Annotated in this window: 15 protein-coding genes and 1 pseudogene; 11 read left to right on the plus strand and 5 right to left on the minus strand. The window is 56.5% G+C overall.

Going from position 1 to position 11323, the window contains the following annotated elements:
- Positions 1-780: hypothetical protein (locus tag AAFM31_RS17335; protein ID WP_341709132.1), on the minus strand; the 780-nt coding region annotated here is incomplete at its 3' end.
- A 697-nt stretch (positions 781-1477) separates the two neighbouring features.
- On the opposite strand from AAFM31_RS17335, the gene AAFM31_RS17340 reads away from it, so the two are divergent.
- From AAFM31_RS17340 to AAFM31_RS17350, 3 genes are all read left to right on the plus strand, one after another.
- Positions 1478-2371, plus strand: a complete 894-nt coding sequence (locus tag AAFM31_RS17340) for a hypothetical protein (protein ID WP_341709133.1) — start codon at positions 1478-1480, stop codon at positions 2369-2371.
- A 64-nt stretch (positions 2372-2435) separates the two neighbouring features.
- Positions 2436-2633: an AlpA family transcriptional regulator gene (locus AAFM31_RS17345; RefSeq protein WP_341709134.1), complete on the plus strand. Its 198-nt coding sequence runs from the start codon at positions 2436-2438 to the stop codon at positions 2631-2633.
- A gap of 355 nt (positions 2634-2988) precedes the next feature.
- Positions 2989-3939, plus strand: a complete 951-nt coding sequence (locus AAFM31_RS17350; protein WP_341709135.1) for an inovirus-type Gp2 protein — start codon at positions 2989-2991, stop codon at positions 3937-3939.
- Here AAFM31_RS17350 and AAFM31_RS17355 read toward each other — a convergent pair.
- Both AAFM31_RS17355 and AAFM31_RS17360 read right to left on the minus strand, forming a co-directional pair.
- Positions 3936-4688 (minus strand): DUF4113 domain-containing protein, encoded by a 753-nt coding sequence (locus AAFM31_RS17355; RefSeq protein ID WP_341709136.1) that lies wholly within the window; start codon positions 4686-4688, stop codon positions 3936-3938. The two genes, AAFM31_RS17350 and AAFM31_RS17355, sit on opposite strands and share 4 nt — an antisense overlap.
- 84 nt (positions 4689-4772) lie before the next feature.
- Positions 4773-4895 (minus strand): annotated as a pseudogene (locus AAFM31_RS17360) (DNA polymerase V subunit UmuC); the annotation flags it as partial.
- 349 nt (positions 4896-5244) lie between these two features.
- Between AAFM31_RS17360 and AAFM31_RS17365 the strand changes: the two are divergent.
- From AAFM31_RS17365 to AAFM31_RS17375, 3 genes are read left to right on the plus strand one after another with little or no spacing between them, the layout of a single operon-like run.
- On the plus strand, positions 5245-6189 hold the full coding sequence (locus tag AAFM31_RS17365; RefSeq protein ID WP_289239936.1) for a chromate resistance protein ChrB domain-containing protein: 945 nt from the start codon (positions 5245-5247) through the stop codon (positions 6187-6189).
- Positions 6182-7546 carry a chromate efflux transporter gene (chrA, locus tag AAFM31_RS17370; protein ID WP_121369457.1) on the plus strand — a complete coding sequence of 455 codons (1365 nt, stop codon included), beginning with the start codon at positions 6182-6184 and terminating at the stop codon, positions 7544-7546. Before AAFM31_RS17365 ends, chrA begins: the two co-directional genes overlap by 8 nt.
- A 10-nt stretch (positions 7547-7556) precedes the next feature.
- Entirely contained in the window at positions 7557-7883 is a 327-nt protein-coding gene (locus AAFM31_RS17375) for a rhodanese-like domain-containing protein (RefSeq protein ID WP_121369459.1), read from the plus strand.
- A 106-nt stretch (positions 7884-7989) separates the two neighbouring features.
- On the opposite strand, the gene AAFM31_RS17380 is transcribed toward AAFM31_RS17375, so the two are convergent.
- Together AAFM31_RS17380 and mreA are read right to left on the minus strand one after the other, a co-directional pair.
- The gene (locus tag AAFM31_RS17380; protein ID WP_121369461.1) at positions 7990-8340 is read right to left on the minus strand and encodes a DUF3147 family protein; all 351 of its coding nucleotides are present in this window, start codon (positions 8338-8340) and stop codon (positions 7990-7992) included.
- 38 nt (positions 8341-8378) lie between these two features.
- A complete protein-coding gene (gene mreA, locus AAFM31_RS17385) occupies positions 8379-8666 on the minus strand; it encodes a metal-sensing transcriptional repressor MreA (protein ID WP_017675697.1) in 288 nt (95 codons plus the stop codon).
- 118 nt (positions 8667-8784) lie between these two features.
- Between mreA and AAFM31_RS17390 the strand changes: the two genes are divergently transcribed.
- From AAFM31_RS17390 to AAFM31_RS17410, 5 genes are all read left to right on the plus strand, one after another.
- Entirely contained in the window at positions 8785-9150 is a 366-nt protein-coding gene (locus tag AAFM31_RS17390) for a hypothetical protein (RefSeq protein WP_121369464.1), read from the plus strand.
- Positions 9151-9197: 47 nt separating this feature from the next.
- Positions 9198-9935 (plus strand): HupE/UreJ family protein, encoded by a 738-nt coding sequence (locus AAFM31_RS17395; protein WP_121369466.1) that lies wholly within the window; start codon positions 9198-9200, stop codon positions 9933-9935.
- Positions 9936-9947: 12 nt separating this feature from the next.
- The gene (locus AAFM31_RS17400; protein ID WP_121369468.1) at positions 9948-10610 is read left to right on the plus strand and encodes a transmembrane anchor protein; all 663 of its coding nucleotides are present in this window, start codon (positions 9948-9950) and stop codon (positions 10608-10610) included.
- 70 nt (positions 10611-10680) lie between these two features.
- Positions 10681-10809, plus strand: coding sequence for a hypothetical protein (locus tag AAFM31_RS17405; protein WP_341709137.1), 129 nt, complete (start codon positions 10681-10683; stop codon positions 10807-10809).
- 304 nt (positions 10810-11113) lie between these two features.
- Positions 11114-11308 (plus strand): hypothetical protein, encoded by a 195-nt coding sequence (locus tag AAFM31_RS17410; RefSeq protein ID WP_341709138.1) that lies wholly within the window; start codon positions 11114-11116, stop codon positions 11306-11308.
- Positions 11309-11323 lie beyond the last annotated feature (15 nt).

Consider the following 11323-nt stretch of genomic DNA (forward strand, 5'->3'; position numbering starts at 1 on the left):
CTGCTCCTGCTCCTGCTCCTGCTCCTGCTCCTGCTCCTGCTCCTGCTCCTGCTCTTCGGAGATAGGAAGGCCATCGAGTGGCTCGGATCGATCAATGGTTGCGGGCGCAATGCCCGAACTTAATGCCAGCAGTTTCGTCTCCTCTTCGATCGCTCGCTTTGCCTTCTTGAGGATTTTCTTTGCTGCCTTGCTAGTCAGGGCATCTTCCAGTTCTTCGTCATCATGTGGAGATGATTCCTGGCGCAGGGTTAGTCTCGCTACCTCGTTGGCAAGCTGCTCAATCTGTTTCAGCGCTGCTTCGTAGCGCGCTTCCCAAGTGCGGATGATCATCTTGGCATTGACAAGATCTGCTTCGCGAAGTTGTGTGAACTGGTCGATTCGCCTCTGATGCTCTGCTTGAAGGCGAGCGTGGCCGCTCATCATATCTTCAACCACTTCCCCTTTTCGCCAGCGAGCGCCTTCTGCGAGCTGCTCTAGTCGCCTGCCTAGTTCCGTTGGCAGAACGAACGTGTAGGGCTTTCTACCGTTGCTGGTCGAGCGGTACTTGCGCTGCCTCAGGGCGTTTCTCATGCGGCTGATGAAGCCGCCCCCACCCTCCTGCTGCTGGATTGCGTGAATGCCTGCCACAACGCCCTCGTAGCGAGATATTCCTCTAGGCAGCTTCCTTTGGAATTTCTCCCAGAAATCCTTTTTCTCGGATTCCTTGAGGTACTTAATCGCCCATTTCCACTCGGCTTCTTGATTGAGCAGCCACTCAGGCCTGGTTGGTGTTTCTCCCACTGCTGGTTACTCCTCGCGGTGAACTGGTTGGTAATCATTATTTAAACATATGTTTGTTATGCGTTGCGTTACTGTCACATACTTGCTATTTGTACAGGGGGTAAAAGCTATACAGAATGATGAGAGGAGGGCTAGTGCTGACACATAACGAGATCTTTAAGAAAGAAGTCGCTGACTGCTCTCCCGATGCGCGATTTCTCCTGGAGGTCATGGCAATACAGTGGAGTCGCGGAGACCGAGGCGTGCGCCGGTGGACTGTTAGTTCGCTGTCCAAGCTACTGCACTCACCTCTAACAATGGTGCGCAAAGCGTTGCTCGAACTTGTTAACCTAGGAACCTAGGACTGGTTGAGCTGAGTACTGAGAGATCGCGTAACGGTGGGCGACCTGCGCACGAATACGCACTTGGTGATGCGATTCGAAAGTGGTTTGAGTCCAACTCGGTGGACTATGGTCATCACCCGGATCGGATGGCCACCCTGTTGTCAGGCGCCAAATTTCGCGTGAGAGTGATCGGTAGAAAGGCGCAGGTGCCTAAGCGTCCAGAACCTGAAAGGGGTGGAGAAAAGCGTCCAGTTGCCCCTGAAGGGTTCTTGAGCGTGAGGAATAGGTTGTTGCTAGGTACGTTGTTGTCTTGTGCTGACCGGTTTGGCTGTGTGAGGGATCTACCTACCAAGAAGCTGCAGGAATTGACGGGAATGAACTCCGACAGAGTTAAGCACCGACTGGGCCGCCTTGTGTCGCTGGGTTTGATTCGTACGATTGTGCCTGGGGTGTCAAGCTCTATTTTTAGAGACGGGTGGTTGGCCAGCATTTTCTATCTGAATCTTAACAACCCTGGCTTCGATCGTCCTCCTGCGAACGCGATTGGGATGTCGCTCGCCTTGGGGGACGATGGCTTCGGGGCTTTCGACCGGCTGGAAGCTGATTTGTACGACCTGAGGCACCAGCTGAGAAAACGTCGGGGCGTCAACGACAATAAGGCGTTGCTAGCTCACGCTTGGCCTCACTACTTTACACCTGAAGCCGTTCTCCGATATTTGTTCAATGAGCGAGCACCGGCTCTGCTTGCTTTGCGCGTCTGTATGTATCGCCACGCTGCCGATTTGTTAGATGACTTTCCGGTTGGCAAGGTTGCTCTCAGCAAGGAGCAGGAGTCTAAGCTGATTGCTGCCCTCCAAGCCGAGTTGACTGGGCTGGGCGTAGAGTACCCCGCCGAGTCGAAGGCTTTGGATTCCGGTGTGCAGGATGAGACGAAGGGGGACGACACTTTGGCGGCAATAGTCGTGAATCACTTTTGCTCCATGATTGTGTCGATAGCCAATGTATACCAGACTCGTTTCACCGAGCTGAGAGAGGCCAAGTTCTCTGGATTACGAGTCTGCATATTACCGGTAAGGCACGCAGCCGGAGATGGGGCGGATAAAGTTGGCACGGTCCTTTTTGACGGCGTCGCGAATGGGCGGAATCTTTGCACTTTGGTTCAGGCCTCGGTGGGTGGGGGAACGATCTGCGATACCTGGCGGCGTGAGGCTGACATCTCCATCGATGCTCGTTTTCGTCACGGCTTGCTGTCCAAGCCCAAGAGCTAGCGGGCTCCAAACGGTAAAAAAATACCAAGTACCCGGATCCTCTGAGTCATTCAGAGGGTGCATCATGAAAATAATCAGGCTTCCAACGGTCCTCGCTGTGACAGGGCTGTCGCGTGCGACCATCTACCGCCTAATGACCAAGAAGCAGTTTCCGAGAGCCATTGAACTTGGGCCTAGGAGCTGTGGTTGGATCGAGGCGGAAGTCGGTGCTTGGATCTCACAGCGGATCGAAGCACGAAATCAGAAGTATGACCTTGCCTAACAGGAGCACCACGGCACAAGGTCGTGGTGCTCCTATGCCGACTTGCTCCCCTCGAGCGCTCGTCCGTCATCAGCTAACTTGTCAGTGACGGTTCATCAGGTTTTGCTCCGCCCCACCATGACTTTTTTCTCCGAAGCGCTTGCTACGCTGGGCATAGGCTGTCGGTCTGGATCGGGATCTATTTATATACCCTGCAAACAGTATTCACCTGATAGTGCTAGCAAGGCTATCCCATACACCCACAGAGCCATAGACAGGACATCGATACCCTATAGATCAACCAGGTATCAGAACTGCATTCAGGTAAAAAAATACTCTTCTCACCAGTGGTATGTACCTCAACAGGAGACATACCATGCACGACTACATACCCACCATTTCCCAAGCAGAAGTCAGTTTCAAGATCGATCAGCTCGTAGACGATGCTCTACGCAGAGGTGAATCGGCCTATATCCCACAATCACGTCCAGACAGACCATACCGCAAGACGATTCTAGGGGCGGATCTGGACTACCTCAGTCAGATGCTTGCTCTGTTTGATGGTCGTGTGGATTACGACTGCAGCGAGAATCTGGAGTTGTTCTACGAAGCTTGTCAGGACATCAGGCTTGAGCATGTCGGTCGTTCCTATACCTGTCCTGATCCAGAGGCTAACGGTAGCTACCTGTCAGAGCCTGAGACCATGAACCTGCTGTTAGACCGTATCCGTGACCTGAGTAAGCGTGAGCGCTACCAACGCAGGTGTGCAGACCGTCGATACCAAGCCAAGCGGCAGGACGAAGAGCTACGAGAGTGGACCGACAAGGTGATGGAACGCTACGCCAGGACGTTGGTGCTGAGGCTGAACTTCTACTACCGGGAGTCCGCTAGGCTACGACTCACTGTCGAGCAGGTGTTTGCTGACATGAACGAGATGGTCAGGGCTCGCAGGACCAATCCCGCCTTTGACCATCTGGTGGGCTACATCCTTCGGGTAGAGCAGGGCGAGGATCAGGGTTTTCACATCCATGCGGCATTCTTCTTCAACGGATCAGAGCGTTTTCGTCAGTTTCACGTAGCTGAGCGTATCGGTGAGCTGTGGGAAGGGATTACTAATGGGCGAGGGTACTGGCATGACAGCGCTAGGGAGTGGCTAAAAAGGGGCGGTAACGATGAGCGCCGAGGTACTGGCATGTTTCAGCGCAGTGATGAGAAGGGGCGCTACGCAGTCATGGAGCTGATGACCTACCTGGTGAAGGACAAGGGACAGGATCTGCTGCTCAGGCCGGCAGGTGTCAGGGCCCGCAGGACGGGGTGTATCCGCTAGTTACCAGCCCGTACCGTCCATAGTTGATCAAATCTGGTGGTGAATGCAGGGCTCAGTAGCTGGCGTTGCATTTGCCATTCTGACTTGGTGGGAACACGTCCAGGGCGGATAGTGCCTTTTCCCCAGCGTTGGTTTATCTGATCCATCGCCTGCATCAACTGGTCGGTACCTGTTGGCTGAGTTGGTGCGAACAGGTCAGGGGTGTATTCATGGCGTTGGCACAGGTCCATGAGCATGACGGATGCCTTGGCGTAGGCTGGGCCTGCCTTGTAGATCTGATCCAGGCCGGCGATGGCTGATTTAACCAGCAGGCGGGTATCATCTGTTGGGTAGGGCAGATGGCAAGTCACGCTCAGAGATACGCGCTCCTCATTGGTGTTGAATAGGCCGGTTCGGATGCCCACGTGCAGCAAGCTGCAGAGGGACTGCTGCTGACGGAGTTTCTCTCCAGCTCGGGTGGCGTAAGTGGCTACGGCCTCCCGCAGTTCATCCAGCGCGTGGACACGATGACCGAAGGAACGGCTGCAGCAGATTTCTCGTTTAGCTGGTGCTTGAGGCTCCATTTCCAGGCAGGCGACACCGAAAAGCTCGCGAGCTGTCTTTTCCACTACCACGCTGAAGCGCTTGCGCAGCAGACGGGGATCAGCTTTGGCGAGATCCCACGCTGTCTTGATGCCCATATCCGCCAGATGCGCCTGCAGTCGGCGACCGATTCCCCAGACCTCACCAACAGCCATGACCTGCAGCAAGCGATCACGCCTATGCGGCTCCCGTATATCTACCACCCCACCAGTCTGTCTTTGCCAGCGTTTTGCTGCGGCATTGGCGAGTTTGGCGAGCGTCTTAGTGGGGGCGATACCTATACCGACCGGGATACCAGTCTTCTGCAGTACTTCGGCGCGGATATCGTGTCCAAGTTGGAGCAACGGTTCCGGCAGGCCGGTCAGGTCAGCAAACGCCTCATCGACGTAAAGGAAAGAAGAACAGCCATGGACATGACTTCAGCTCAGACATTCCGCTACTCAATCTCTGATGTCGGATGTCCATAGAAAGAACCTCTTTTCCAGGAAATTGGGGCTTGAAGTCCATACCTGCGCAATTGCACCCATTTGACCAGTCAATTGCATTGGTACTGACCACCGCGTGCATCCGACTTGGCCAGTGGGCAGCAGAGACGCAACAGGCAGAAACCGGCCAAAAGCGGCCAGTCGTAACGGGCAATCATCGGCCAACTAATTAGTGCTTTACAATCACCCAGCACTAAAATAGAGTAATGATTATTACCTAATTGGTATTTTACTCTACATGAATAGTTGGTTATCCCTGATCATCGCCTTGCCGACCGCTAACGCCACAGAGCGTATGCGTGCCTGGCGTGCCCTCAAGAGCAGTGGCGCTGCGGTACTGCGCGATGGGGTCTATTTGCTGCCCGACACTCCCGCCTGCCGAGAAGCATTGGAGGCTGTTGAGCGCGACATCCTGGGTAGCAATGGCACAGCCTTTCTGCTGCCCATCAATGATCCGCAAGGCGAGCGTTTTATCGAGCTATTCGACCGTAGCGAGGACTACGCCAAGCTGCGCGTCGATATCGAGGCGTGCCAGGCTCAGCTGACTTCGGATAGCGCCCTCGCCAGCACCAAGCAGGTACGCAAGCTGCGCAAGGCGTTTGCGCAGGTGGCGGCCATCGATTTCTTCCCTGCGGCAGCGCGGCAACAGACCGATACGGCCCTCAAAACACTCGAAACGGCCATCAGCCGGGCACTGTCGCAGGATGAACCTAGCAGTCACGATCAGCCTATCGAACAGCTTGATCGTCGCGACTACCAAGGCCGCCTCTGGGCTACGCGCAAGCGGCCCTGGGTTGACCGATTGGCCAGCGCCTGGCTGATCCGGCGCTGCATCGATCCGAGTGCTCGCATTCTCTGGCTGGACACGCCAAGTGATTGCCCTGCTGAGGCGCTGGGTTTCGATTTCGACGGCGCGACCTTTAGCCATGTAGGCAGTCGCGTCACATTCGAAACCCTGCAATCCAGCTTTACGCTGGCCGAGCCAGGCCTAAGCCGCATCGCGGCTCTGGTGCATTACCTGGATGTCGGTGGCGTTCAACCCGCCGAGGCGGTCGGCATCGAGCGTGTATTGGCCGGGCTGCGCGAAACCATCCTCAATGACGACCACCTGCTAACGGCTGCTTGCGCCATCTTCGATGGGTTGCTGGCGGCATTCGTGAAAGAAGAGACCTCTGATGAATGAGACCACACTGCCGCCTGTAGAGCAGGATCTGCCACGTGCCGAGCCTGTCAGTTTGCTCCAGGCTTTTCTGTTCTGGCTCAAGCTCGGTTTCATCAGCTTCGGTGGCCCAGCCGGACAGATCTCGATCATGCACCAGGAGCTGGTGGAGCGTCGGCGCTGGATCTCCGAGCGGCGTTTTCTGCATGCCCTGAACTACTGCATGCTGCTGCCCGGCCCGGAGGCCCAGCAGTTGGCCACCTATATCGGCTGGCTGATGCACCGCACCTGGGGCGGTGTGATTGCAGGGGTGCTATTCGTGTTGCCCTCACTGTTTATCCTGATCGCGCTGTCGTGGGTCTATATCGCCTTCGGCGATGTGCCGGTGGTGGCCGGACTGTTCTATGGGATCAAGCCCGCCGTGACCGCTATTGTGGTACAGGCCGCTCACCGCATCGGCTCCCGTGCATTGAAGAACAACTGGCTGTGGGCAATAGCTGCTGCTTCATTCGTGGCGATATTCGCCCTCAACCTGCCGTTCCCACTAATCGTGCTGGGGGCCGCCGTGATCGGTTATTTCGGTGGGCGTTTCGCCCCAGAGAAGTTCAGCGTTGGCGGTGGTCATGGCGCTGCCAAGCAGTCTTATGGCCCGGCGCTGATTGATGACGACACCCCAACACCGGAACATGCACGCTTCCGCTGGCCACGCCTGGTTTTGCTGGCGGCAATAGGCGCGGCGCTGTGGGCATTGCCCATGGGGCTGTTGACCGCGCTGTTCGGCTGGGAAGGTACGCTGACGCAGATGGGCTGGTTCTTCACCAAAGCAGCACTGCTGACCTTCGGCGGTGCCTATGCGGTGCTCCCCTATGTCTACCAGGGCGCAGTCGGCCACTACGGCTGGCTGACTCCGACACAGATGATCGACGGTCTGGCTCTGGGTGAAACTACGCCAGGGCCACTGATCATGGTGGTGGCTTTTGTAGGTTTCGTCGGCGGCTACGTGCAACAGGTGTTCGGGGCAGATCAGGCCTTCCTAGCCGGTGCCGTGGCCGCCAGCCTGGTCACCTGGTTCACCTTCCTGCCGTCATTCCTGATCATTCTCGCCGGCGGCCCGCTGGTGGAATCGACCCACAACGAACTGAAGTTCACCGCACCGCTGACGGCCATCACCGCCGCCGTAGTCGGGGTGATTCTCAACTTGGCGTTGTTCTTCGGCTATCACGTGCTCTGGCCGCAAGGCTTCGCGGGGACTTTCGACTGGCCTTCGGCACTCATTGCTGTGGCGGCGGCGGTGGCCTTGTTTCGCTTCAAACGCGGCGTCATCCAAGTGCTGATGGCCTGTGCGTTGGCCGGGCTGGTGGTACACCTGCTGCAAAATTGAGAGGTAGAAGATGAGCAGAATCTCGATATGCGAACTGGCGGAATGGCAGGCAGCAGATCGGACGTTCACTTTGCTGGATGTGCGCCGTACGAGCGTCCGGCTTGCCGATGCCCAAGAAATCGCCGGCGCACACTGGCGTGATCCTGAGGATGTCTTCACTTGGAAAGATCAGGTTACACGGGACAGGCCAGTGATTGTCTATTGCGCCAAAGGGCATGAAATCAGCCAGGGCATCGCCGCTACTCTGGAGGCCATGGGCCTGGATGCGCGCTACCTGATCGATGGCTTTGCTGGCTGGCACGGCGCTGGCCGGCCCACCCGGAGTTTATCCCGGTAGGCAGGAGGTGCTGCATAAAATGGATCACCCGCGAGCGCCCGAGAATCGACCGAGTCACATGCCCTTTAACGTTTACGCAGACAATGGGCGATGTACTTACTTGGCCTTATAGCAGTTCGATGCCAAAACGGCGGACGCATAAGGCAAACAAACCGAAACAAGCTGCGGTAGCGACGATGTAGATCAGCAGAGCTGGCCAGAAGCCGAAGCGGGTCAGAAGCATGGGAAACGCGAGTAGCGTCGGCAAGGTGGGCAACACGTACCAGAAGGTGTACCACGCATGGTTAGCGATCTTTTCTGCTGGCTGGTTTTCAACGTTTAGCCAGATAAGCGTCAGTACGGTGATCAGGGGCAGCGCCGCAATAAGGCCCCCAAATTTGTCACTACGCTTCGCGATCTCCGAGACCACAACGACCACGATTGCTGTCAGGAAATATTTGCTGATAACCCAAGCCATCTTGCATCTCCTTGAACGCTATTGTGGATGCCTTTTACTTAGAGGTACTTGGTGATTTGCTTGAAGTCTTCGAGTGATGCGCGCTCGCCTATCGCCAGTGCTTCGACCGTATGTTCCAGGCAGTGGTCGATATGGTCTTGGATAAGCACACGCTTGGCCTGGCAGACGGCTTTTTCCACGGCATGCAGCTGCTGAGCGATGTCGACGCAGGCCCGGCTTTCTTCGATCATGGTGACGATGCTGCGCAGGTGGCCCTCCGCACGCTTCAACCTTTTGATGATGTCGCCATGACTTTGGTGCTGGTGGCCGTGTTCGTGATCGCTCATGCCTTGAGTCTCGTGCGTCGATGAATTACGCTCGCATGCTATCCCCCCGGGGGGGATATGGTCAAACCGGCTACCTCCCCAGAAAAGCCACCCGCTTAGGCATCGAAAGAACCACAACATGCTCAGCAATCCCATCAGCACCAAGGTGATTTTTGCCCTTGCTCTCGCCATCTTGATGGCCTGGGCCGGGCATACCTCTGCGCTGTTTATGGGGTCGAGCCAGCCTGCCTTGGGTGGCAATGACGGTGCTCATTCGCATTCACATTCGCATGGTGACGAGACGCTGGCCTGTGCTGCGTATGGGGATCACTGCCACTCGCCGCTGACCGCCGACCATCTGCATGAAACACCGCACCTGACCGCGCTGCTGAGCATCAGCACGCTGCCAGAACGTGCGCAGCCGATACCAGCCCCTCATTACTCCATTCCTCCAAGCCCGATCTTCCTGATCGAGCGGCCACCGCGCGCCACATTCGTGATCTGACACAGGCCGCTGTGCGGCCCAAGACCCCTTTAATTTAGGACTCAACCATGCATTCGCTATCTATGGGCGCAATGGACGCATCTGTCGTGCGCCCGAATCGCTCGTTACTACTGTTGCTGCTGTTCACGGCATTGCTGTTTCTCGGCATGCCTGACGCACTGGCCCACGCTGTCGCCGAGGGCGACAAGGGCTTTATCCAGGAAAGCTCCGGGGTGATGGTGCTGCCGTTTATCTACATGGGCGCTAAGCACATGATCACCGGCTACGACCACCTACTGTTCCTCTTCGGGGTGATCTTCTTTCTCTACCGCCTGAAGGACGTGGGGCTCTACGTCACGCTGTTCGCCGTGGGTCACACCGTGACGCTGCTGTTGGGCGTACTGGCGGAAATCAACATCAGCTCCTATGTGATCGACGCCATCATCGGTTTCTCGGTGGTGTACAAGGCGCTGGATAACCTAGGCGCATTCCAGCGCTGGTTCGGCCACCAGCCGAACACCAAAGCGGCCACGCTGATATTTGGCTTGCTGCATGGCTTCGGTCTGGCGACCAAGATTCAGGAATACGAGATCTCGGCTGACGGCCTGATCACCAACCTGATCGCCTTCAATGTCGGCGTCGAAATCGGCCAGCTCCTGGCCCTGAGCGCCATCCTGATTGTCATGGGCTACTGGCGACGCACCGCCAGCTTCTGGCGCCATGCCTACACCGCCAACGTCGCCATGATGAGCGCCGGTTTCCTCTTGATGGGTTACCAGCTCACCGGCCTGATCGTCTCTCAGTAAGGAATTTTCAGCATGTTCAATACCAAGCTCCCGACCCAAAGCGAATTGCCTACCAGCCGCCAACTGCTGCGCTCCACCGTAATTGCCGTGGGCGTTGCCGCCGCCTTGCTGGTCACCGTGGTGATGCCTTCGGAGTACGCCATCGACCCAACGGGCGTTGGTCGCGTACTCGGCCTGACCCAGATGGGCGAAATGAAGATAACCCTGGCCGAAGAAGCGGCAGCGGATGCAGCGGTTCAGCCAGTCGCGGCTCCAGTCGCTCAAGCTCCCGCGCCTGTTCAGCCGGTAGTTCAAGAGCCTGTTGCAGCAGCACCTGTGGCCGAGCCCGTAGCTGAGCCTGAGCCAGCCCTGAAGTCGGATGAAGTGACCGTCACGCTGAAGCCGGGCGAGGCCAGTGAAATCAAACTGGAGATGCTGGACAAGGCCACGGTCAGCTACGAGTGGACAACCAATGGTATTCCGGTCAACCACGACACCCACGGCGAACCCTACAACGGCCCCAAGGGCTACTACCACAGCTACAGCAAGGGTAAGCAGATCAAGGGCGATAAGGGTGAATTCACCGCCATCTTTGACGGCACCCACGGCTGGTTCTGGCGCAACCGCAGCAACAGCGACGTGACCATCACGCTGAAGACCAAGGGCGAGTACCTGAGCGTCAAACGAGTTATCTAAGGCAAAGCGCCCCAGCGTCATCAGGCGCAGGGGCTTCTACATACCTGATCGAAATTGAAAGGAATACACAATGAAAACCACAACTACCCTGACTCGCTCCCTGCTGTTGGTTTGTCTGCTTGGCCTACTGTCAGCCTGTGGTGGCAGCGAGCCGGAAACCCAGTCCGAAGTCGAAAGCCACGGTCATGCTCACGACTAAGAACTGAAACGCTGTGATGTCACGCGCGAGGAGAGCTACTTGCGCGTGACAATCAGCAATTTCCTTTTCTTCTCGGCTACCGCTACATCATGCAGCTGAAGTGTTGAATGGCTGCTTTTGGCCGAAGCCGTCGGTCGCTTGCGACTGCTTTCGGCACGGCAACTTGCCTGGTTTCGGGCAGTTTGATGTGCTCCCGATGTATCGCTTTGAGTCCTGGCGTGTGCTTTTTTGACAAGCCAATGTCGTTGTCAACACTGCTTCGGCCTGCCCACCGTAGGTGGACGACGCAATACGGAGATGCTCATTGAAGGATATTGATATCTATCATTTAGCGAGTCAGGTCTTGGGCGACATCACTCATGATCTAAATGAAAGTAGATACGCAGAACTGGGCGGTGAGTTAACGCTCTCTTGGTGCACGGAAGAGAAATTTGGTGCCTACGCGTCCTCGCTGGACGAAGTGAATCGTACCGGGTTTTATGGAGGCCATTTCGTTTAAGTCAGGCCGCCATGG

Origin of the sequence: Halopseudomonas sp. (assembly GCF_038130085.1) — a bacterium.
In the GTDB taxonomy this organism is placed as follows: Bacteria; Pseudomonadota; Gammaproteobacteria; order Pseudomonadales; family Pseudomonadaceae; genus Halopseudomonas.